The sequence below is a fragment of the Rickettsiella endosymbiont of Miltochrista miniata genome, from assembly GCF_964031245.1.
Lineage (GTDB): Bacteria > Pseudomonadota > Gammaproteobacteria > Diplorickettsiales > Diplorickettsiaceae > Aquirickettsiella.
Genome location: NZ_OZ035017.1, coordinates 1,313,741 through 1,335,171 on the forward strand (window position 1 = coordinate 1,313,741; position 21,431 = coordinate 1,335,171).

The 21,431-nt window shown below is 37.4% G+C and carries 23 protein-coding genes; 12 read left to right on the plus strand and 11 right to left on the minus strand.

The genetic code is table 11. The features are described 5' to 3' along the window. Nucleotides 1–16: 16 nt before the first annotated feature. Both AAHH40_RS05985 and AAHH40_RS05990 read right to left on the minus strand, forming a co-directional pair. Nucleotides 17–781 (minus strand): outer membrane protein assembly factor BamD, encoded by a 765-nt coding sequence (locus tag AAHH40_RS05985; protein WP_342219765.1) that lies wholly within the window; start codon nt 779–781, stop codon nt 17–19. Between the two features lie 138 nt (nt 782–919). Then, nucleotides 920–1,135, minus strand: coding sequence for a YgaP-like transmembrane domain (locus AAHH40_RS05990; RefSeq protein ID WP_339050021.1), 216 nt, complete (start codon nt 1,133–1,135; stop codon nt 920–922). Nucleotides 1,136–1,201: 66 nt separating this feature from the next. On the opposite strand from AAHH40_RS05990, the gene rluD reads away from it, so the two are divergent. The 3 genes from rluD (at nt 1,202) to AAHH40_RS06005 (ending at nt 3,627) form a co-directional block, all read left to right on the plus strand. Continuing rightward, nucleotides 1,202–2,173: a 23S rRNA pseudouridine(1911/1915/1917) synthase RluD gene (gene rluD, locus AAHH40_RS05995; protein WP_342219766.1), complete on the plus strand. Its 972-nt coding sequence runs from the start codon at nt 1,202–1,204 to the stop codon at nt 2,171–2,173. Then, on the plus strand, nt 2,166–2,903 hold the full coding sequence (pgeF, locus tag AAHH40_RS06000) for a peptidoglycan editing factor PgeF (protein WP_342219767.1): 738 nt from the start codon (nt 2,166–2,168) through the stop codon (nt 2,901–2,903). The genes rluD and pgeF overlap by 8 nt, the downstream gene beginning before the upstream one ends. Nucleotides 2,904–2,994: 91 nt before the next feature. Further along, nucleotides 2,995–3,627, plus strand: coding sequence for a hypothetical protein (locus AAHH40_RS06005; protein WP_342219768.1), 633 nt, complete (start codon nt 2,995–2,997; stop codon nt 3,625–3,627). Nucleotides 3,628–3,777: 150 nt separating this feature from the next. Here AAHH40_RS06005 and AAHH40_RS06010 read toward each other — a convergent pair whose 3' ends face one another. From AAHH40_RS06010 to ccsA, 3 genes are all read right to left on the minus strand, one after another. Continuing rightward, nucleotides 3,778–4,035, minus strand: coding sequence for a hypothetical protein (locus tag AAHH40_RS06010; protein ID WP_342219769.1), 258 nt, complete (start codon nt 4,033–4,035; stop codon nt 3,778–3,780). A gap of 92 nt (nt 4,036–4,127) precedes the next feature. After that, nucleotides 4,128–5,402 carry an HlyC/CorC family transporter gene (locus AAHH40_RS06015; protein ID WP_342219770.1) on the minus strand — a complete coding sequence of 425 codons (1,275 nt, stop codon included), beginning with the start codon at nt 5,400–5,402 and terminating at the stop codon, nt 4,128–4,130. 18 nt (nt 5,403–5,420) lie between these two features. Next, nucleotides 5,421–5,858 (minus strand): cytochrome c biogenesis protein CcsA, encoded by a 438-nt coding sequence (ccsA, locus tag AAHH40_RS06020; protein ID WP_342219771.1) that lies wholly within the window; start codon nt 5,856–5,858, stop codon nt 5,421–5,423. Nucleotides 5,859–6,132: 274 nt separating this feature from the next. Between ccsA and ffh the strand changes: the two genes are divergently transcribed. From ffh to AAHH40_RS06050, 6 genes are all read left to right on the plus strand, one after another. Further along, nucleotides 6,133–7,488: a signal recognition particle protein gene (ffh, locus tag AAHH40_RS06025; protein ID WP_342219772.1), complete on the plus strand. Its 1,356-nt coding sequence runs from the start codon at nt 6,133–6,135 to the stop codon at nt 7,486–7,488. Between the two features lie 161 nt (nt 7,489–7,649). After that, nucleotides 7,650–7,928: a 30S ribosomal protein S16 gene (rpsP, locus tag AAHH40_RS06030; protein ID WP_342219773.1), complete on the plus strand. Its 279-nt coding sequence runs from the start codon at nt 7,650–7,652 to the stop codon at nt 7,926–7,928. Between the two features lie 73 nt (nt 7,929–8,001). Then, nucleotides 8,002–8,514 carry a ribosome maturation factor RimM gene (rimM, locus tag AAHH40_RS06035; RefSeq protein ID WP_342219774.1) on the plus strand — a complete coding sequence of 171 codons (513 nt, stop codon included), beginning with the start codon at nt 8,002–8,004 and terminating at the stop codon, nt 8,512–8,514. Continuing rightward, the gene (trmD, locus tag AAHH40_RS06040) at nt 8,514–9,260 is read left to right on the plus strand and encodes a tRNA (guanosine(37)-N1)-methyltransferase TrmD (RefSeq protein ID WP_342219775.1); all 747 of its coding nucleotides are present in this window, start codon (nt 8,514–8,516) and stop codon (nt 9,258–9,260) included. The genes rimM and trmD overlap by 1 nt, the downstream gene beginning before the upstream one ends. A 15-nt stretch (nt 9,261–9,275) precedes the next feature. Continuing rightward, nucleotides 9,276–9,689: a 50S ribosomal protein L19 gene (rplS, locus tag AAHH40_RS06045; protein WP_342219776.1), complete on the plus strand. Its 414-nt coding sequence runs from the start codon at nt 9,276–9,278 to the stop codon at nt 9,687–9,689. A 187-nt stretch (nt 9,690–9,876) separates the two neighbouring features. Beyond that, nucleotides 9,877–10,338: a methylated-DNA--[protein]-cysteine S-methyltransferase gene (locus tag AAHH40_RS06050; RefSeq protein WP_342219777.1), complete on the plus strand. Its 462-nt coding sequence runs from the start codon at nt 9,877–9,879 to the stop codon at nt 10,336–10,338. A 447-nt stretch (nt 10,339–10,785) separates the two neighbouring features. Here the strand turns inward: AAHH40_RS06050 and AAHH40_RS06055 are convergent, their stop codons facing one another. Continuing rightward, nucleotides 10,786–13,116: a DNA internalization-related competence protein ComEC/Rec2 gene (locus AAHH40_RS06055; RefSeq protein ID WP_342219778.1), complete on the minus strand. Its 2,331-nt coding sequence runs from the start codon at nt 13,114–13,116 to the stop codon at nt 10,786–10,788. 168 nt (nt 13,117–13,284) lie between these two features. Between AAHH40_RS06055 and AAHH40_RS06060 the strand changes: the two genes are divergently transcribed. After that, nucleotides 13,285–13,521, plus strand: coding sequence for a hypothetical protein (locus tag AAHH40_RS06060; protein ID WP_342219779.1), 237 nt, complete (start codon nt 13,285–13,287; stop codon nt 13,519–13,521). Between the two features lie 80 nt (nt 13,522–13,601). Here AAHH40_RS06060 and AAHH40_RS06065 read toward each other — a convergent pair whose 3' ends face one another. Further along, the gene (locus AAHH40_RS06065) at nt 13,602–14,612 is read right to left on the minus strand and encodes an inorganic phosphate transporter (RefSeq protein ID WP_342219780.1); all 1,011 of its coding nucleotides are present in this window, start codon (nt 14,610–14,612) and stop codon (nt 13,602–13,604) included. Nucleotides 14,613–15,007: 395 nt separating this feature from the next. Here AAHH40_RS06065 and dapE point away from each other — a divergent pair, with 395 nt between their 5' ends. Next, entirely contained in the window at nt 15,008–16,147 is a 1,140-nt protein-coding gene (gene dapE / locus AAHH40_RS06070; protein ID WP_342219781.1) for a succinyl-diaminopimelate desuccinylase, read from the plus strand. A 106-nt stretch (nt 16,148–16,253) separates the two neighbouring features. Here the strand turns inward: dapE and AAHH40_RS06075 are convergent, their stop codons facing one another. The 3 genes from AAHH40_RS06075 to gltA all read right to left on the minus strand — a co-directional run bounded on the left by AAHH40_RS06075 (nt 16,254) and on the right by gltA (nt 19,413). Then, nucleotides 16,254–16,931, minus strand: coding sequence for a murein L,D-transpeptidase catalytic domain family protein (locus tag AAHH40_RS06075; RefSeq protein ID WP_342219782.1), 678 nt, complete (start codon nt 16,929–16,931; stop codon nt 16,254–16,256). Nucleotides 16,932–17,334: 403 nt separating this feature from the next. Then, complete coding sequence (locus tag AAHH40_RS06080) at nt 17,335–17,724, minus strand: hypothetical protein (protein ID WP_342219783.1); 390 nt, start codon at nt 17,722–17,724, stop codon at nt 17,335–17,337. A gap of 366 nt (nt 17,725–18,090) precedes the next feature. Further along, nucleotides 18,091–19,413: a citrate synthase gene (gltA, locus tag AAHH40_RS06085; protein ID WP_342219784.1), complete on the minus strand. Its 1,323-nt coding sequence runs from the start codon at nt 19,411–19,413 to the stop codon at nt 18,091–18,093. 170 nt (nt 19,414–19,583) lie between these two features. Here gltA and rluC point away from each other — a divergent pair, with 170 nt between their 5' ends. Next, nucleotides 19,584–20,528 (plus strand): 23S rRNA pseudouridine(955/2504/2580) synthase RluC, encoded by a 945-nt coding sequence (rluC, locus tag AAHH40_RS06090; protein ID WP_342219785.1) that lies wholly within the window; start codon nt 19,584–19,586, stop codon nt 20,526–20,528. Here rluC and adk read toward each other — a convergent pair whose 3' ends face one another. Then, complete coding sequence (gene adk / locus AAHH40_RS06095; protein WP_342219786.1) at nt 20,529–21,197, minus strand: adenylate kinase; 669 nt, start codon at nt 21,195–21,197, stop codon at nt 20,529–20,531. Nucleotides 21,198–21,431: the final 234 nt, after the last annotated feature.

Genomic DNA, 21,431 nt, shown 5'->3' on the forward strand with positions numbered 1-21,431 from the left:
GTGATTACTTAATAATTTAAATATTTACATAATCCGCATCCGGATAATTTAATCTAAACACGGCCAAACTCTGACTCGCCAACTCTTCTAAACCCAAAATACGATAAGACTTAATCATAATGATCAAAGCTTGTTTGACTTCTGGCGCTCCTTGATAACGTTGGATAATCTCATTAGCACGATTTGCCGCAGCAACATAGGCTTTTCTACGGAAATAATAATCAGCAATATGTAATTCATAACTTGCAAATAAATTGCGCAAATAGATCATGCGCTGACGAGCATCTGGAACGTATTGGCTGTCAGGATAGCGACGAATTAATTCAGCAAACTCTTGATATCCTAAATTCATGGTGCCTGGATCACGCAAAGACAGATCAATCGGAACATAACGTAAATACCAACCTCTATCTTGATCCATGTCCGCCATAGCTTGCATATAGTATGCATAATCAATATGTTCGCTATTGGGGTATAAATGGATAAAGCGCTCCGCAGCGGCTTTCGCTGACGGCGCATCACCATCTTTATAGTATGCATATATCAATTCTAATTGAGCTTTTTCGGCATAGCGATTAAAAGGATATAACACATCTAATGCTTCGTAAGCTTTAATAGCTTGACTAAAATCGCGGTTTAGCAATGATTCTTTTGCATTTTGATAGATTTGATTAACTGTTTGTCCTTTAAATGCAATAAAAGGATCATTAGAATGGCTAGCGCATGCAGTTAGCATAGCCGATATAAAACCCACTAAAAAAACAAATTTAAATATTTTCACAATTCATTTCAATAAAGCTATGCTTTATTCCCTTTTTTAAAGTGAAGGAAGGAATAAGCGAAACAACTGGCTATTCTTTTATCCGACATCCAAAAAGTCAAATTAATTTATTATTATGAATTTGACTAACAAATTTATTTAATCTTTTTTACGGAAAATCTCATTCAGTTTAAATTTTTCTGCCAAAATAGGAATTCCACACCAACCTATGATTGCTTCAATAATGAGAATAACACCCACCAAAAATGCAAATAATTTGCCTAGACCCAATAACACACCAATCAATAAAACGATCCCAATCACTAAACGTGAAAGACGTTCATTGGATTCAAGATTGCTTGCTACATTGAACATAGATAGTATCCTCTATTAAGTCATAATAAAAAGGCATCGCTCCCGTCAGCATTATAGCGATATTCTATGAAAAACACAGCTCAAGTAATAAATTGTCAAGCAATTGTCCCAGAACATTTAGCAGAGCAGCGTCTCGACCAAATTTTGAGTCAGCTATTTCCTGCTTATTCCCGTACTCGTTTACAACAATGGATTCGCTGTCAACAAGTTTGGGTTGATGATGAACTCAAACGACCACGGGATAAAATAAAAGCAGGAGCTAAAATTACTATTTTGGCCAGCTTAACTGAAGAAGTTAGCTGGGAAGCAGAAGAGCTTCCTCTGGATATTATTTATGAAGATGAAGCTTTATTGGTAGTTAACAAGCCTGCTGGCTTGGTCGTCCATCCTGCTGTAGGAAATACTCATAGAACACTGGTTAATGCTTTACTCCATTATTTACCTGAACTCAAAAAACTTCCCCGAGCAGGAATCATACATCGCTTAGATAAAGATACTTCGGGTCTATTAATCATTCCTAAAATTCTAAATGCCTATACCAAATTGGTCAAACAATTACAGGCACGAACTATGAAACGCGAATATGTAGCTGTTATTCAAGGTCTATTAATCGCCGGTGGAACTATCAATGCACCTATCGGCCGTCATCCGAGACTAAGAAAGAAAATGGCCGTCACGGAATTATTGAGTGGAAAACCGGCGGTATCCCATTATCGAGTCATGGAACGTTTTAATCATCACACACTCATTAAAGTAAAATTAGAAACTGGACGTACTCATCAAATTCGCGTGCATATGGCTCATATCCATCATCCATTGGTCGGTGATAAAACCTACGCGGGACGCTTTCACTTACCAAAAAAGGCCAGTGAATTGCTGATTATTTGTTTGCAACAGTTTCCTCGCCAAGCTCTACATGCACAATGTTTAGGTATAATACATCCTATTACCTTGCAACCCATGGAATGGCAAAGCCCTTTACCTGAGGATATGAAACAATTAATTAATTGTTTGCGAGAAGATAAACTCAATGCTTGATTTAATTACTCCTGATTGGCCGGCTCCCCACTGGGTCAAAGCCTACACAACGACAAGAACGGGTGGCTTTAGTCAGACTCCCTATAATAGTCTAAATATCGCCGTGCACGTAGGTGATAACCTGGACGATGTATCTAAAAACCGCCAATTACTACAAAAAAACTTTCACTTAAAAAAGTCCATTACCTGGTTAGAACAAATACATGGGAAGGTTGCTATTTCAGCCGATCATCCAAACACTAGCCTTCAGGCTGATGCCGTTTATTCCAAAACAGCACAAACAGTTTGCGCTGTACAAACCGCCGATTGCTTACCCTTATTGGTCTGCAGCTCCAGCAGTTATTGTATTGCAGCCATACATGCCGGTTGGAAAGGCCTAAGTAGCGGCATTATAGAAACTACTATCGATGCACTATCTTTACCACCCAGCGATATATTAGTTTGGTTAGGCCCTGCTATCAGCCCTCAAGCTTTTATAGTCGGAGAAGAGGTCTTTCGGTCTTTCATGGACAAAGATCAGACTGCCGAAAGCGCTTTTCAGCCTATAGAGAACAACCTATGGCATGCAAATCTATATAAATTGGCCCAACAACGTTTACACAAACTAGGGATAACCTCCATCTATGGGGGGAACTACTGTACTTTTTCCGATAAGCTGCGTTTTTTCTCTTATCGCAGAGACCACATAACAGGGCGGATGCTGAGCCTTATTTGGATAAACCTGCCTTAAGCCTAACCCTCTTATTAATGAGTCTTTTCTTGAATTACAACCCAGCCTCACTTATAATATTGCGCAATATAAAAACAATAATAATAAATTTATGCGTCGATATTTTTTGGCTTTACTATTATGCCTGTGCACTACCCCTTTATTAGCAGCACCTACAGCTAGGGATGTATTTTCAATCCCTGATAAGCGCTGGGGGATCCTGTTCTACCATAGTTGGATGACTAGTAATAATATTGGGCCGATGCTAACTGCCCAAGATGTTAAATTCAAATACGGGACCATGAACTCCATCGATTTGTCCTATGAATTAGCTCCAACTAACCCTTTACGCCGTTTTTTTCGGCCTTTGGTCAGTACTGTTGAAGTGGCTGGCAATATAACTCAGCGACGTGACCCAAATGGTCTCATTTACGAATTCGACCCTTATTTAAACTTTCGCTGGAAAACTTTTCCTTGGGATCATTACGTCACAACGACTTTCGCTATTGGTGACGGACTCTCTTATGCTACCAGCATCCCTCTACGAGAAGAGCATGATTCATCCAATAACAATGCCAAAAGATTATTGAATTTTTTCACCGTAGAAGCGACCTTTGCGGTACCTAGTCATCCCGATTTACAATTCGTGGTCAGAGCGCATCACCGTTGTGGCGCTTGGGGATTATTTGGCGCCGGCAACTTGAGCTCTAATGCGATAGGCGTAGGAATACGCTATCTATTTTAATATAACTCTTCGCAATTGAACTTTTGACTATGTTGCCGCTCAATTCGCAATCCTCATGTATCTTGAATACATTCCGGTTGCTTCATTATCGCGGCGCCTTGCCAAAAATCCCATTGCTGTGAGTATATTTTTCAAAAATTCGAAAAAGAATTATTTCGTAGGCGCGGGAGATGGCGTAGAAACAGTAACCCCCACTTCCCCTTTTACTCCCGAGAAAAAATTCATATTTTTAATTCCTGGGAGAGAATTATCTTTTCCAGCTGGGATATCTTCCGCTTGCTTAAATGTAGTTGAACCTTGTTCTTGAGTAAGGTTATCTCTGCACCGCGCCCGAGCAAGAAAATTTATCCTTGTTATAATAAATGGTTTTTTAGAATGAGATATCCCTATCCCTGTAACTCTTCGCATTTAGTCGCCTTCAATAGAAAATTAAATATCGATAGTAATTATATCAACTATTTATTTTTTTTCAAAAAAAATAAATTTAATAGCAAATTTAGTTAAATATTTTTAGATAAAGTAGCACGATTTGGAAAAATCTTAACGATTCTAATCATATTATCTTTAATCAGAATAACTTCCATGGTTTTATTTTCAAATTGAAACACGGTACCTACTTTTGGAATAACTTCAAGAGTCTCAATAATTAATCCACTTAGGGTTTTAGGACCGCGTAAAGGTAGATTTAAATTTAATTGACGATTTAAATCTCGTAATGCAATTCCTCCATCCACCAAATAACTGCCATCTGCTTGTAATGAAACAGCGCGACGCATCAAGGCCATATCAGTAGTAAATTCACCAACAATTTCTTCTAATATGTCTTCTAAGGTAATAAGACCTTGAATTTCACCATATTCATTAACGACCAAACCAATACGATGTTTCTCACGACGAAAATTTAACAATTGACTATTTAATGCCGTTGCTTCAGGTATAAAATGAACCTCTTCTGCCGCTTCGATTAATACCTCTTTACTCAATTGTTGCTGACTTAAACTGTTTAAAACTTTTCGAAAATGTAAAATTCCTATTATTTCATCAAGAGAACCGCGATAAATCGGTAATCGTGTATATTCACTCTTAATTAATTGTTTTAAAATTACATCCCAGGACTGATTAATATCAATACCAATAATTTCCTGTCTAGGGATCATAATATCCTCTACAGTTCCTTTACCTAGTTCTAGTACCTTGAGTAACATATTTTTATAATCATTAGGCATATGCCCCGTACCCTCGCGCAATAAACTTACCAATTCTTCACGGGATAATTGATCAGCCTTCAATTTGGGAATTTTTATTCCCAATAAACGCAGGGTAGAATTCGCCATTAAATTTGTTAACCAAACAAACGGGTATAGAATATGCAGCAAAATAATTAGCGGCCAAACAGCAAACAACGCAATTGGCTGAGGATATAAATTTGCTAAAGTTTTTGGCGCAACTTCACAAAAAATTAATACTACAAAAGTAAGCGCTAAGGTTGCTAGAAAAACACCTGATGCCGAAAAGTAATGTAACGCAAGCAATGTAACTACTGCCGAAGCTAGGATATCAGCAAAAGTTCCGCATAAAAGAATAACCCCTAGCAAACGATCGGGTCTTTTTAATAAGTCCTGCACACGTTTAGCAAGAAGATTATGCTGCCTCACTAAATGACGTAATCGATATCTATTTATGGATAACATAGCAGCTTCTGCCAATGAAAAAAAGACAGCCGCTAATAATAAAAAAACTAATAAACCAACAAGAAATCCAAATGAATAGTGCATGCGCTAAGGTCTCATCCTTTAAAAATTAGGCATGAAAAAAATCGTTCCTAAATAAACTATTCCAATTAAACTGGCGCCAATTAACGTCCAGCCAATCGCAATTTTTCCCCGCCAGCCAAAATAACTTCTCCCGACTAATAACATTAACAGCACTCCCCATGCTAGTAATGATAAAAGTATCTTTTTCCACAATCGCTGCTCAAAAACAGGATGAAATAAAATTAAACTGGTTGTCAAAACTAATGTCAGTAAAACGATAGCGATAGAAATCAACGTAAATAGATAGGTTTCCATCACTTCTAAAGGGGGGAAATATTGAATAAACTCGATAGCTTGTTTATGCTTAAGCATCCATTCTTGACTGGCTAATAACAATGCTTGGAGTGCCGCACCGCCTAAAACAATTAGCGCGAGAGTCGAAAGAAAAATATGAATAAAATCAGCATAGGGCACCATAATGCGTCTCGCTTACTCCTCAGCTAAGCTGATATACTCTTCGCACTTGAATTTTTGCCTGTGTTGCCGCTCAACTCGCAATCCTCATGTATACTAATACACTCTGGTTGCTTCGTTTTCGCGGCGCCTTGGCCAAAACCCAATTGCTGTGAGTATACAATAACAGAATTTTTCGGGTCGTTCATCATGTCCCTTTTTATAAACCCGGGCTTTGCTACTATGCGTAGAATTAGCCCATTAAAAATTATGATAAATCCAGGATCACTATAAAATCATGTTTGACAATTTAACAGCTCGTTTAAAACAATCTTTTAAAAATATTCGTGGCCAAGGTCGCTTAAGCGAACATAATATTAAGGAAAGTCTACGTGAAGTAAAAAAAGCTTTAATTGAAGCGGATGTCGCTTATCCTGTTGTCAAAACAATTATCGAACAAGTGCGTCAGGGCGCCATTGGACAAAAAGTCACAGAAAGCTTAGCGCCTGGTCAAGCGTTTATAAAAATCGTGAATGATACCTTAACGAGTATAATGGGCGCAGATCTTTCCGAATTAAACCTTTCTACGCAAACGCCGGCCATAATTATGCTAGCAGGCTTACAGGGTTCGGGGAAAACAACTACCGTTGCAAAATTAGCTTATTGGCTAAAAGAACAAAAAAATAAATCAGTTTTGGTGACGAGTACCGACATTCATCGCCCTGCCGCTATTTTACAACTTGAAAACTTGGCCGAAAGTATCGGTGTGTTATTTCATTCGAGTAATACCTCACAAACACCTACTTTTATCGTTCAAACTGCTATCCAAGCTGCCCGAAATAAAGGGATAGATGTCGTTATTATCGATACAGCCGGTCGTTTACATATTGATAGCGCTATGATGGATGAGGTGCGTACTATCCATGCTATCAGTAACCCCATAGAAACTTTATTCGTACTCGATAGCATGATGGGTCAAGACGCTGTAAAAACAGCAAAGGGCTTTGATGAAACTATCCCTCTTACTGGGATTATCCTAAGTAAAATGGATGGTGATGCACGCGGGGGGGCCGCGCTATCAGTAAAATTTACTTTAGGTAAACCGATTAAATTTATCGGTTCCGGCGAAAAAGTCACGGCACTTGAGCCTTTTTACCCAGATAGAATTGCTTCGCGCATACTCGGCATGGGTGATGTCCTCTCGTTAGTTGAAGAAGTACAACGCCATACTGATCAAAAAGCAATACAAAAACTCAATCAAAAACTGCAAAAAGGCAAAAAATTTGATCTGGAAGATTTTTTAAATCAGCTTATACAAATGGACAATATGGGGGGAATGGAAAAGCTCTTAGATAAACTTCCTGATAGCAATAATGCAGCTTTATTAGCTAGCGCTAAAAATACGCTCAATAAAAAATTAACTTTACAAATGCAAGCAATCATCCGATCTATGACTAAAAAAGAACGGCTTTTTCCCGACACTATTCAAGGCTCCCGAAAACGACGTATTGCTGATGGTTCTGGAACCCAAATCCAAGATGTCAATCGACTCTTAAAACAGTTCAATCAAATGCAAAAAATGATGAAACGCTTCTCTAAACCTGGCTCCATGGGCAAACTGCTACAAGGGCTACAGAACCACTACCCGCGGTAAGGTCTAGAAACCCTGAGGAAAGCCCTTCCCAAATTAGTAAAATTTGCGTAGAATCCGGGCAGGTTTCAATCTAGCAAGCTTATGTTAAAAACATTAGCTATTAACGCAAGCGCACTCAATTGAGCGTTTAAATAGTACAAATAGAGAGGAAGATTTATTCCATGGTTACCATTCGTTTAGCACGAGGCGGCCGCACCGAACGCCCCTTCTACCACATCGTTGTAACAGATAGCCGAAAACCGCGTGATGGACGCTATATTGAGCGTTTAGGTTTTTATAATCCGGTTGCTACAGGTAAAGAAGTAGAGTTAAAGATTGCAGAAGACAGGGTAAACTATTGGTTATCCCAAGGAGCTCAAACTTCAGCGCAAGTCCGAAGTCTCCTGAAAAAAACTAAAAATGAAGCTAAGAAAACTGACAACCAGGCGATAGCGGCTTAATACAAAAGCTTACTAAGACCACCTCTCTAGACGCTTGATATGATACTGCTGTAATTAGAGTAAAGAGGTAGAAATGACAAAAAAAAAGGTCTTAGTAGGCACGATAGGAAAACCTTACGGTGTCAAAGGATGGGTTAAAATTAATTCCTATACAGAACCTGTCAGTAATATTATCGATTACCGACCCTGGTATTTAGAAGCCCCCAATAAATCCTCTTCCCCTATTCCAATTGAGATAATAGATTGCCGCCTTCATGGTCAACAGATATTAGCGCTACTCGCGAACTGTACAACGCCTGAATCAGCGTGCCTTTATACAAATTATAAAATCTATGTTGACCGACAAAAATTCTTTCCCTTAACAGAGCGCGAATATTACTGGACAGATTTAGAAGGCTTAAAAGTCTATACCTGTGAAAACATTTATCTAGGCATAATCTCAGCTATCTTTGCTACGGGTGCTAACGATGTATTGGTGATCACAGACAAAAAAAGGCATTTAATTCCCTTTTTATTAGATCAAACTATTCAGTCTATCGATTTAGAGAATAAAACCATGATTGTCGATTGGGATGCTGAGTTTTGATGGATATCCAGATTATTAGCCTATTTCCTGAAATGTTTACTCCTTTGAATTTGAGTATACCTGGACGCGCACAAAAAAGAGGGTTGATAAAAATATCCTATTTGAACCCTCGGGATTTTGCGACAGATAAACATAATACTGTAGATGATCGTCCCTACGGTGGTGGGCCCGGAATGGTAATGAAGTTTGAGCCATTACTCGCTGCAATAAAGATGGCAAAATTGCGCCAAAAGAACTTGCATTCAACTCCTCAGGTCAGCTATTTATCCCCTCAAGGGAGACGATTCGATCAAGTAGCGGCTCAAGAATTAAGTCAACGTAAAGGACTTATTTTAATTGCAGGTCGTTATGAAGGCATCGATCAACGCCTTATAAACAGTGAAGTCGACGAGGAATGGTCTTTAGGGGATTTTATTTTGAGTGGCGGGGAGCTTGCCGCGATGTGCCTTATCGACACTATAGTCCGCCTGCGACCCGGAGCATTAGGTCATCTAGAATCTGCTTCGCAAGATTCCTTTAGCTCAGCTCTATTAGAGTACCCACACTATACACGCCCTTCAAAGATAGATGGGCAAAAGGTTCCAGATGTTTTGCTACAGGGAGACCACTCCGCCATTGCTCGTTGGCGCCTAAAACAAGCTTTGGGACGTACCTGGGAACGCCGACCAGATTTATTAAAAAACCATATACTTAGCGAGCAAGAGCAGGTATTATTGGCCGAATTCATCCGTGAAAATAGCGAATAAAATTTGGAGTTAGCGATGAGCAATCTCATACAAACTATTGAAAAAGAACAAATGCAATCAAAAAAGGACATTCCCGACTTTCGTGCTGGAGATACAGTTGCGGTTAAAATTAAAGTTAAAGAAGGTACACGTGAACGATTACAATCCTTTGAGGGAGTTGTTATTGCTCGACGTAATCGTGGATTCAACTCTGCCTTTACAGTAAGAAAGATCTCACATGGTGAAGGAGTGGAACGAGTATTTCCTCTTTATAGTCCTCTAACGGATAGCATAGAAATTAAGAGACGCGGCGATGTTCGAAAAGCAAAACTATATCATTTACGCAATCTTCGCGGTAAAGCGGCGCGTATTAAAGAAAAATTAGTAACAACTATGCAAGCTTCTATTTCAACAAAGGAAGATGTTAGCGATAACAATCCCTTAGAATAGGTGCTAGTCTTTGTGTGTACAAAAATTAATAGGCCCGTCATGGCGAGGCCGAAACGCCAGTGAGGCCGTGGCCATCCAGAAAAAATTAAGCTTTTCAATGGATTGCCGCGCGCTACGCGCTCGCAATGACGAAAAATGCTTTACTAGAGACTGAAACAGAAAGAAGAGTAGATAACTTAACCGTTTTATGTTTTATAAAGCTATCATCCAAACTCCCATTGGTAAGCTAGGGATATCCACGATTGGGCAATTACTTACCAGGATTGATTTTTTAACTGATGATAGGGCATTAATTGCCACTAATGAAGAAATTGTAGACCGGATCGTGAATCAGCTTAATCAGTATTTCCAATATCCAAGTTTTCAATTTAGCATCCCCTACCAGCTAAAAGGAACACCTTTTCAAAATAGGGTTTGGCAAGCATTGGGTAAACTTCCTAAACAAAAAACTATTAGTTACGGAACCCTCGCCCAACAATTAAAAACAGGTGCGCGAGCCATAGGAAATGCTTGTCGAGCAAATCCTCTTCCGATATTAATCCCATGCCATCGTGTTATCGGCCAAGGGGATTTGGGTGGCTATTTAGGAAAAGAAATATCTATTAAAAAATGGTTATTAAATCATGAGTTTTATACTTCAACATTTTAAGATGATTTAAAAAAAATCTTTTAACTTAAATAATTAAACGCTAACTCATTTTATTTATTAATTTTCTTTAGCATTTACTCAACTTTCCCTCCTTAGCTCCTGTAAGTCTTTACTCAAAAGTGTGTAAGTTAAAACTGAAGCCGCCAAACGCCCATTGTAATAAATTATAACTTTGTTAATCTATGTAATGTGTGTTGCTAATGATCTAATCAAGGATTTAATTTTCAATGATAATCTTAAAAAGGTTGTTTATTTGGAAATTAATTAGCAAGTCCTTATGTTATGTGGAATAGATAAGGATGTCTGCACTACATGGATGTAGTGTCAGCAAGGATGCTACAAGGACGTTACTAACACAGATATACCCCCTTGGGCCGTTTTACGGCCCTTTTTAATTTATAATACGGTTCACAAAATAAATATTTAAAATATTTTGTCTCTTAATGTTCAATCTTGCCAAAAATGATGATTTTTTTCGTAATAAGTCTCTGCTTGTATAGTATTAGAGAGTGCATTTAATTTTAACGTAATAGTTCCTTCCGTTGCCGTGTTATAGATTTTAGAACCTAAACGTTGATAGCGATTTAATACGATTTTATGTGGAAATTTAAATCGATTATGAAAACCCGTTGGAAATAAAGCATAGACTGGTTGCACATGGTTCAAAAACTCTATGCTTGAAGAGGTTTTACTACCATGATGTGGCACTATTAATACTGAGCTTTGCAAATCTTTTTGTTTTGAATGAACAAGATAGTTTTCTGCTGCTTTTTCAATATCTCCGACTAATAGAATACTTTGTAAACCGTTACTAATTTTTAGGACACATGAACTATTATTACCTAGATAATGATGATTCATAGGTGGATATAAAATCTCGAAGTTAATTCCATCCCACTGCCAATGCAGCTTTTCTTCACATAAATTTACGATGTTGGGTAGAAACTTTTTTGGAAGACTACTCAGCACTTTGTCGACTTGTATTTGTTTTAAAATAATCATCGCTCCACCACTATGATCATTATCACCATGACTAATCACCATCAAATTCACCTTTTGAACATCGATAGTCTGTAAAAAAGGAAGTATAACCAATTTTCCTGTATCAAAAGATGGACTTAAGCGAGGACCTGTATCATAAATCAAGACGTGATGTTGAGTACGAACTACACTGGCTAAACCCTGTCCTACATCGAGAAGATGAATCCAAATATCGCCATAGTGCGGTCTCTGGCTTTCCCCAAAAAATAAGGGCAAGATCCAAATGAAACCTAAACAGCGAGTTGGCATTCCTTTAGGTGCCAAAACTAATAATATACCTATTAAACTTGAAACTAATATCCAAGGGCCTGATAAATATGCATAATATTGAGCCAGAGGTATTTCTGAAAAAAAATTGAGTCCTTTCCAAAGTAACTCCAGTATTTGTTCTGCGAAAATTAAGAGTTGGTTTCCCAAAACTAAGCTTACTAAGCTAATTAAACTACCTAATAAACTGAGCGGTAAAATTAAAAACCCAATAGTTGGAATGGCTATTAAATTAGCAACAAAACTTATCCAAGAAATTTGATGGAAAAATAATAAGGATAATGGAATTAATCCTAAGCTTACAGTCAATTGTATTCGGCACCAAGCTCGCCAATTCTTTGATGGCTTGATGCGATGTGAAACCGCATAAAAAATTAATATAACCGCTGTAAAGGATAACCAAAAACTCGCTGATAAAACCGAAAAAGGTTCTATGATTAAAATAATCAATAACGCTAAATGAAATGAATGCCAACTTGTAAGATAACGTCGCTTTATTATCGCCAATGAAAAGGCGGATAACATTAGTAAAGCACGTTGCGTAGGGATAGCAAACCCTGCTAAAGCACTATAGAAAATGGCGGATAAAAACGTTAAAGCACTGGCAATTTTCGGCGCTGGAATATACAAAGTGGCATAAGGTATCCGGCAACAAATAAAACGGACTATCCAATAAATAATTCCCGCAATAGAAGCCAGATGTAAACCTGAGATAGCAAATAAATGATTAGTCCCCGTACCGCGCATTACTTGCCATTGTTCATCGGTAATTTCGCAGCGTATTCCTGTTGTTAATGCACTTATAAGTCCTAATAAAGGGTAACCTTGTAAAGCTTTTTTTACATTTGCCGTAATTTTTTGACGTAGATTATCAATAAAATAATAAGCATTTGCGCGTTGAATTAAATGCAAAGGAAATTTTTCTAAAAGATACCCTGTGGCACTAATGTTTTGTTGAAATAACTCGGCTTGGTAATCAAAGCTTCCGGGATTCCAAAAAGCACGCGGTCGACGCAGACGCAAAGCAAATTGCCAAATATCTCCTTTTTTAAAATCGGTTAATATATTTGAATTTTTATAAAAATATCCCTTAATGCGTACAGAGATAGGATGTTGTATAGGTACAGAAGTTTCAATATTTTGGATAAGAAAGTCAAAACGCACGGCACCCGAATGATTTTCTGGAATAGTTAAGATACGTCCCTTTGCAATGAGTGTCTTACCTTCTAATATTTTTGGTAATTGTTGGGCAAGTCGTTGATGCGCAATTATCAACGACCAAGAAAAACCCAAGCAACAAGCAATAAAAAATAAAACCCAGTTCGAAGAGAAACATAGCTTAAAAAAATTTAGAATAATTAAAATAATACTTAGAGCAATCAGTAAATAAGCTAGTTTTACCGAAGGTAAATGCGAAAAATGCGTGATCCATACCACACCGATTAAAAACCCTAACGTCCAGCGGGCCATATTTTTATTTATAAAATAACTTATCTTCTATTGTATATTTTCTTTAAGCAATTTTAAAAAGCTTAAAAGTAATATAAAATATTTTTGGTAACATTGAAAAATACGAGTCTTCCAGACTTTTACTATTTGAAATAGAACGGACTTAAATCAAACACACAAGGAATGTATATGAAAAAATCCGAAGAAAATCTTAAAAAAGGAATATCAGGTACTTCTATTCCTGAAGAAACAAGCCAAGAAATACGTGCAGAAGCTGCATCTAATTCATCCCAAAAAGCAACATCAACAACTATTGCAGGAAACAGTTTTTCTGGAATCTTTCAACGACTAGTATGTTCATCCAGTTCAAAACTCCCCGATGATACAAGTGAAATAGTTTCCATACTCAAAGCTCAACCTAAATAGGCTTCAGAAAATTAGTCAGCTGGAAAGTTTATAAATAAAAATGTCTAAGCAAAGATTAAACACTACAACAGCATCTAATTTTAGTGTAAGCCAATTTTTAAAGGTGTTGCTAAAATCATAACGAAGCTAGCAACTAATCCTGCCGCCGGGATAGTTAATATCCATGCCCACATAATTCGCCTTATAGTGGGCCAATGGGTATTGAGCCAACCATTTGTTGAGCCTACTCCAAGAATCGCCCCTGTGACCGTATGCGTTGTAGAAACAGGAATACCTAAATCAGTAGCTACAAATAACGTGAGCGCAGCACCTGTCGCTGCACATCCACCACTTAAAGGGGTTAGTTGAGTTATTTTATTTCCTAACGTATGCACAATACGCCATCCTCCTATCAATGTCCCCAATCCCATCACAAAGTTACAAGAAATAATTACCCAAAATGGAACATAAAAATGCCCATTCAAAAGACCTGTAGAAAATAATAATACTGCAATAATACCCATTGTTTTTTGAGCATCGTTACCACCATGACCTAAACTTAATAAAGCTCCCGCAACAAATTGGGCGCGCTTAGCCCAACATTGAGTCTTACTGGAATTTATATCTTTTATAAAAATATGTGTCAATTTTATCAGCAGCCAACTTATTGATAACCCCAATAAGGGTGACAAAACTATTGCTATCAAAACAGGTAGTAATCCATGCCAATTTAGAACATGCCAGCCACCTGCCACTAAAGCTGCACCGACTAGCCCTCCTATCAATCCATGAGATGAACTTGAAGGTAAACCAAAATACCAGGTTAAAAGATTCCAGATGATAGCTCCCGTTAGCGCTGCAAAAAGCACATAGGGAGTAACGATATGAGGTTCTATAAGCCCCGAGCCTATAGTTGTCGCAACACTTAGATGAAAAAATAAGAAAGCAATAAAGTTAAAAAATGCTGCCCATAATACTGCAGTTAAAGGCTTTAGAACCTTTGTTGCAACCATAATAGCTATAGAGTTAGCCGCATCATGAAAGCCATTAATAAAGTCGAAGATAAATGCTAAGACAATAACGAAATAAATAAATACCAAAGTGCTCGTCATAAAGCATTCTTTCCATCACCTAAACTTGTTGTTAAGTATACACGACGTTGGTAGGGTTGGCACTCTGACGACGCTAAGCCAATTTTATAAAAAAAGTATTTAATTGCGTTATATTTCATATGGGAACAGTTGAAAACTTATTGTATTAACTTCAGTTATTTTTAATTCCTAAAATTTCTATAGCCTATCCTTAAAATTCCATTTTATTTCCTATAAGTAGCTCTTTAAGGTAGAATTATATCTTACTACTCTTCGCACTTGAATTTTTGACTGTGTTGCCGCTCAATTCGCAATCCTCATGTATATTAATACACTCCGGTTGCTTCATTTTCTCGGCGCCTTGCCAAAAATCCAATTGCTGTGAGTATACAATGTATACATAGCCAAAAAAACTTATGTTATCGCTTATCGAATTAGTTCAACAACTTGTTGCTCGACCCTCTGTTACTCCAGAAGATGAGGGTTGTCAAACTGTTTTATGTCAGCACTTAAAGCACCTAGGTTTTGCGATTGAACACTTACCATTTGCAGAAGTCAATAATTTTTGGGCTAGACATGGAAAAGAATCACCTTTATTTGTTTTTGTTGGGCATACTGATGTCGTTCCCACTGGCCCATTAGACAAATGGGATAACCCTCCTTTTGTACCTACCATTCACAATGGTCAACTCTATGGTCGTGGTAGCGCTGATATGAAAGGTAGCCTGGCTGCAATGTTAATTGCGTGTGAAAAGTTTATTAATGAATATCCTGATCATAATGGTTCCATAGCCTGGTTAATTACTAGTGATGAAGAAGGTCCTAGCATCAATGGCACAGCAAAAGTAGCGGAAGTACTTAAAAATAGAAACGAAAAAATAGATTATTGCTTAGTTGGCGAACCTACCTGCGAAGAAAAATTGGGTGATACTTTAAAAGTTGGTCGACGTGGATCTTTATCAGCTGATTTGATCATCAAAGGTAAACAAGGCCATATTGCTTACCCTCAATTAGCCGAAAACCCTATTCATCTTTTTAACCCAAGTCTGGCTGAACTATTGGATACCAACTGGGATGAAGGAATAGCTTACCCTAATTTTCAACCTACTAGCTTACAATTTTCCAATATCCATGGTGGTACGGGTGCGGGTAACGTTATTCCAGATAACATAGAGGTGAAATTTAATTTTCGTTATTCTCCAGCGACTACCGCAAAAAAATTAGAAGATACCGTAGAAGGTATTTTAAAAAAACATCATTTAAAATATCAAATTACTTGGCAACGTGGTGGGCTTCCTTTTTTAAGTTCTTCAGGTCAGTTACGCTTAGCTTGTCTTAATGTTATAAAAAAACTTACCGGCGTTACACCTACCGTTTCAACTTCAGGTGGTACTTCTGATGCCCGTTTTATTGCGCCTTTAGGAGCAGAAATTGTTGAGTTTGGCCCATGCAACCGTACTATTCATCAAATTAACGAATCCGTCTCTATTGATGATCTTGAGCAATTAGCTTTAATTTATGAAGAAATTTTGAAGAAAACTTTGATTAAAACCTAAATATTTACAAGATCAAGTCTATCGCATAGATTATACAAGGGTCTAAAATACAGGCAAAAAAAAAGCAGCCCTAAGGCTGCTTGCGGTTAACCGTTAGTATTCTTTATTATGAAAGAAACTGCGATTTTGATAACCATGATGGATCAGGATAGTAAGCAAATACTAGCGTTCCGTTTTTAATCGAATGGATTAATGAATCGGCAACCGCTGGACTGACTGCAAAACAACCCCAACTTCGTCCTAGACGACCATGCTGCTGCGCAAATTGCGCTGTTGCATAATCCGCCTTATGGACTACGATAGCACGAGATTCCGCCCTATCGTTAAATCCTTGTTCTAAACCTTTTAACTTTAATGAATAGCCGTGTTTACCCTGATAAGTTGATTCAGTTAAAAACACACCTAAACTTGACTCTAAACTTCCTGGTCTATCTGAGAAGGAAGTTGCATAGTTGCCACCACTGTTTTGTCCGTGGGCAACGTAATCATTAAAAAGCACAGAGTTGTTGTTAAGGTCTAATACCCACAATCTTTTTGCTGTTGATGGCTTAGTATAATCAATAATCGTTAAAATATGTTGATTGTCTAAACCTTCCTGTCTAGCTTTGTTATAAGCTTCTAAACCTAACTGTAATACTTTAGGATTAAGGCCTGGAGCTCGCTCACCGAACTGCTGTAGCTCAGCTTGCACGTTAGCGTCCTGGCTTACTGGACTAGCATTAACGGTCATCACGAAGAGACCACTGGCTAGCAGTAATAAACTTGTTATTTTCTTTAATATCACTATATAACCCCCCCTCTGCTTATTTAGCAGAAGAAGACCACTATAGCATAATTCGTACAATATTTGAACGCTTTTGGCTCGATTTGCTAGTTAAAAGGCTTACATTTCTATTTCTAGCTCGTAAGCCTTTAAAGGACAAAATGATGCTCTTCTTAGGAGGCAAAAAACCTCGTAGGTAAATTCACTTCAGGCCCTTTTCTATGCAGAACAGTCCTCTCAAAAAAATAAGCTATTTCTGTTTATAATCCTTCAACGCTAAATACCCTTTAAAAATCTCTTTTTATTAGTCTAAATTCAAGGGCTCTCCTATTAAGATTCCAATTAAACTTAGCGTTTATTTTTAACCTATTTTTATCATTATAACCAAAAACTGGATTAATTTTTCTCAATAGCTATCTAAAAATTACTTCATTTTTCTCGGTCTACCACGCTTACGAATAGTACCTGTTTTAGCTATATTGAGCTGAGATGGTCTTGCCCGACCTTTTGTCGTTAACATTCTTTTCATTCTTTTTCTATTTCCTTTAGCCTTTGCAACGGCTAAAGCTTTGAAATTAGCTTCCATTTTTTTATGTTCAATTTTGACAACTTTTTCGAGCGCTTTTTGATAAGCTTCTTGCTCAGCAATCTTCAGTTTTTCTTTGAAATTGGCTTTCAGCATAGCAATCTTGGCACGTAAAGCCTTTTGCGTTGTACGAGCATTTAAAGCAGCCTTACTACGTTGCATTTTTTTTGCAGCACTTAAAGGTGGTCTACCTCGTTTAGTTTTTGTTTGTATTTTAGCATTCGTCATATGTGTTCCTTAGAGTTAATATAATATCAATCAACCAATATATACTCTTCGCACTTGAATTTTTGTCTATGTTGCCGCTCAATTCGCAATCCTCATGTATTTTGAATACACTCCGGTTGCTTCATTCTCGCGGCGCCTTGACAAAAATCCAATTACTATGAGTATACCTTCTTAAAATTAAGGTGATATTAAATAATATTTTCTTTAATTAAGAAGTATAAACCTAAATAGAAATTTTATTATATCGATAAATTACAGATAATTCAGCAATATTTTATCGCCATTAAAAAATTCGGTATTTTTATCGTATTTTTTAACTGCTAAATTTCTAATTTAATAGACAGCCAATTATTTATGGGGATTTCATTATCTTTTTTCAATAGGTATATAATTTCTTTGCGTATTTCCTATATATAATTGTCTAGGTCTGGCAATACGCAGTTTAGGATCGGCCATCATCTCTTCCCATTGTGAGACCCAACCTACTGTGCGAGCTAGCGCAAAAATAACTGTAAACATATTGGTAGGAATTCCTAAAGCACTTAAAGTAATACCTGAGTAAAAATCAACATTAGGATATAATTTTCTTTCAACAAAATAAGGGTCTTCTAAAGCAATTTTCTCTAAAGCTAATGCAAGTTTAAATAAAGGTACTTCTTTTTGCCCAGTTTCTTCCAGCACATCATGACATGTCTTTTTCATCACTGATGCTCGTGGATCATAATTTTTATATACACGATGTCCAAAACCCATTAATCGAAAAGGATCATTAGGATCTTTCGCTTTGTCGATATAATGATTAATTCGTGAAATATCTCCTATTTCAAGCAACATATTTAAGCATGCTTCGTTAGCGCCACCATGAGCAGGGCCCCATAAAGCGGCTATCCCTGCAGAAATGCAAGCATAGGGGTTAGCACCCGTTGAACCTGCAAGTCTCACAGTAGAAGTAGAAGCATTTTGTTCATGATCAGCATGTAAAATAAAAATTTTATCTAACGCTCGGGCTAACACCGGATTAGGCGGGTTTTCTTCGGTTGGAACCCCAAACATCATATGCATAAAATTCTCTGCATAACTCAAATGATTGAGAGGATACATAAAAGGTAATCCTGTCGCATATTTGTAGGACATAGCAGCGAGTGTTGGCATTTTAGCAATTAATCTTAATGCAGCTAATTTACGATGTTCTTTATTATGAATATCCAACAAATCATGATAGAAAGCGGATAATGCCCCAACAACACCCAGCATAATTGCCATGGGATGAGCATCTCTGCGAAATCCATGAAAAAAATGACGTAACTGCTCATGCACCATAGTATGTTGATTAATTTCTTCGTTAAAACCCTGCTTTTGAATTTGATCGGGTAACTCACCATGAAGCAATAGATAAGCAACTTCTATAAAGTCTGATTTTTCTGCAAGCTGATCAATCGAATAACCACGATAAAGCAAGATGCCTTTATCACCATCGATAAATGTTATTTTAGAGGAACAGGATGCAGTAGATAGAAATCCCGGATCAAAGGTAAAGCGATTAACTTTTGCCAATTGAGTCACGTCAATAACATCAGGTCCTAATGTTGCTTTGCAAACAGGCAAATTAATAGGAGATAGATCATTAATCGTTAAAATTGCCGTGGAAGAAGATAAATCTTTAGTGGTTACTTCCGCAGATTGAGTCATAATAGCCTCTGAATTTATAAATTTAATTTCGTCGCCAACTAAACTAGCAATTACCTAAAAAGAGGGATGATATATAACAAAGATAAAATACTGATGTCAATTTCGGCAACTTGAAGATTTTATCAAATAATTAGAAAGCGATGCTAGATTTGTGCTAGATTAACGATATTGTGCAAACTATTCAACACTTAACTATAACCAATGACCACTCAGGCCAGAGACTCGACAATTTTTTAATGTCGCGGTTAAAAGGTCTGCCTAAAAGTCGCCTTTATCGAATCATACGAAAGGGTGAATTACGCGTCAATAAAAAAAGAGTAAAACCAGATTATCGTCTACAAGATGGAGATATTATTCGAATCCCTCCACTACGACTTGCCCCACCTGCAACAAAAAATATTTTGAATGAAAAACTAGCTGCACTTCTTGAAAAAGCAATTATTTTTGAAGACAAACATTTTTTAGCCCTCAACAAACCTAGCGGTGTTGCTGTCCATGGCGGCAGCGGGATACATTTAGGCATTATAGAGGCTTTACGTTTACTGCGACCACAATTAAAATTCTTAGAATTAGTCCACCGCTTAGATCGCGACACTTCTGGTTGCTTATTAGTAGCTAAAAAAAGTAGTGTTTTAAAAGAACTACATGAGTTATTACGCTCGGGTGAGATTAAAAAGACATATATTGCTTTAGTAGCAGGACATTGGCCTAAATCGTTATTAAAAGTGGACGTTCCTTTATATAAAAATCAATTGCAATCAGGAGAGCGCATTGTACGTGTCCAAACAGAGGGTAAAAATTCCTTAACTATATTTTCCGTACAACATTATTATGCTGAATCTACCTTAGTTGCAGCAATGCCTATCACTGGGCGTACGCATCAAATTCGCGTTCATGCCCAATTCGCCAAGCATCCTATCATTGGAGATGAAAAATATGGCGATAAAGAAATCAATAAAAAGATGCGTCAATTAGGTTGTAAACGACTTTTCTTACATGCTAGCCAACTTGAATTTACTTTACACTCGATAGAGAAAACCATAACGCTAAATGCTGAATTACCAGAAGATTTAAACCAATTTTTAAAACACTTAACCCCTTTATCTTCAGATTAGTTATTTATTCATGTTTTCCTTTAAGGCTGAAAAAATATGTTTGCGAACCTCTTCAACATCAGCATGACCATTAATTGAAATATAACAAGGTGCACCCGGATCACCTCGACGCTGCCACTCTTTGTAATAACAAAGTAACGGTTTGGTCTGTTGGTGATAAATGCGCAAACGTTCACGTACAGTTGCTTCGGTATCATCTTTACGTTGAATAAGATCTTCTCCCGTTACATCGTCTTTGTTCGGAATTTTTGGTGGATTATACAATGTATGATAAATACGTCCGGAAGCCGGGTGAATGCGCCGCCCACTTAGGCGTTTGACGATCTCATCATCTTCTACTTTAATCTCGATAACAAAATCAATACAAATTCCATTAGCCCTTATCGCTTCGGCCTGCGGTAAAGTGCGTGGAAACCCATCAAATAAAAAACCATTGATACAATCTGCTTGTTGGATACGAGCTTCGACCAACTCGATAATAACTTGGTCAGAAATTAGTTGCCCCGAGTCCATTAAAGCTTTGGCTTGTAGACCCACAGGGGTACCTTGACTCACAGCAGCACGTAACATATCTCCGGTAGAAACTTGAGGAATACGGTAGTAAATCGTTAAAAATTTTGCTTGGGTACCCTTTCCTGCCCCAGGTGCCCCTAATAAAATAATTCTCATGTTCTATTTTTATCTCAAGTAAGTGTCTAAAGGTCATCCATAAAAGCCGGATTCAGACTAGCCAGAAGTCTAAAAATATGCTTTTATCAGTTTCTGATTTTTGCAGCCCCATAATAAAGGACGTACCCTCGCTGGCCCTGTAAAATAACCATGCCAAAATCAGATCAATCTAAAAAGTTTCGAAAGAAGTCTACTATAAAAAGCGACAAAACATGTAGGGGTCTTTTCAGGAAA

Bases quoted from the DNA above. Each gene is read 5' to 3' on its own strand.
- AAHH40_RS06050 (WP_342219777.1), top strand. From the start codon at position 9,877: ATGTTTTATAAAGCTATCATCCAAACTCCCATTGGTAAGCTAGGGATA.
- rplS (WP_342219776.1), top strand. From the start codon at position 9,276: ATGAGCAATCTCATACAAACTATTGAAAAAGAACAAATGCAATCAAAA.
- rluD (WP_342219766.1), top strand. From the start codon at position 1,202: ATGAAAAACACAGCTCAAGTAATAAATTGTCAAGCAATTGTCCCAGAA.
- AAHH40_RS06080 (WP_342219783.1), bottom strand. From the start codon at position 17,724: ATGACGAATGCTAAAATACAAACAAAAACTAAACGAGGTAGACCACCT.
- adk (WP_342219786.1), bottom strand. From the start codon at position 21,197: ATGAGAATTATTTTATTAGGGGCACCTGGGGCAGGAAAGGGTACCCAA.
- AAHH40_RS06015 (WP_342219770.1), bottom strand. From the start codon at position 5,402: ATGCACTATTCATTTGGATTTCTTGTTGGTTTATTAGTTTTTTTATTA.
- trmD (WP_342219775.1), top strand. From the start codon at position 8,514: ATGGATATCCAGATTATTAGCCTATTTCCTGAAATGTTTACTCCTTTG.
- dapE (WP_342219781.1), top strand. From the start codon at position 15,008: ATGTTATCGCTTATCGAATTAGTTCAACAACTTGTTGCTCGACCCTCT.
- AAHH40_RS06065 (WP_342219780.1), bottom strand. From the start codon at position 14,612: ATGACGAGCACTTTGGTATTTATTTATTTCGTTATTGTCTTAGCATTT.
- AAHH40_RS06055 (WP_342219778.1), bottom strand. From the start codon at position 13,116: ATGGCCCGCTGGACGTTAGGGTTTTTAATCGGTGTGGTATGGATCACG.
- ffh (WP_342219772.1), top strand. From the start codon at position 6,133: ATGTTTGACAATTTAACAGCTCGTTTAAAACAATCTTTTAAAAATATT.
- AAHH40_RS06005 (WP_342219768.1), top strand. From the start codon at position 2,995: ATGCGTCGATATTTTTTGGCTTTACTATTATGCCTGTGCACTACCCCT.
- gltA (WP_342219784.1), bottom strand. From the start codon at position 19,413: ATGACTCAATCTGCGGAAGTAACCACTAAAGATTTATCTTCTTCCACG.
- pgeF (WP_342219767.1), top strand. From the start codon at position 2,166: ATGCTTGATTTAATTACTCCTGATTGGCCGGCTCCCCACTGGGTCAAA.
- AAHH40_RS06010 (WP_342219769.1), bottom strand. From the start codon at position 4,035: ATGCGAAGAGTTACAGGGATAGGGATATCTCATTCTAAAAAACCATTT.
- AAHH40_RS05990 (WP_339050021.1), bottom strand. From the start codon at position 1,135: ATGTTCAATGTAGCAAGCAATCTTGAATCCAATGAACGTCTTTCACGT.
- rpsP (WP_342219773.1), top strand. From the start codon at position 7,650: ATGGTTACCATTCGTTTAGCACGAGGCGGCCGCACCGAACGCCCCTTC.
- ccsA (WP_342219771.1), bottom strand. From the start codon at position 5,858: ATGGTGCCCTATGCTGATTTTATTCATATTTTTCTTTCGACTCTCGCG.
- AAHH40_RS06060 (WP_342219779.1), top strand. From the start codon at position 13,285: ATGAAAAAATCCGAAGAAAATCTTAAAAAAGGAATATCAGGTACTTCT.
- rimM (WP_342219774.1), top strand. From the start codon at position 8,002: ATGACAAAAAAAAAGGTCTTAGTAGGCACGATAGGAAAACCTTACGGT.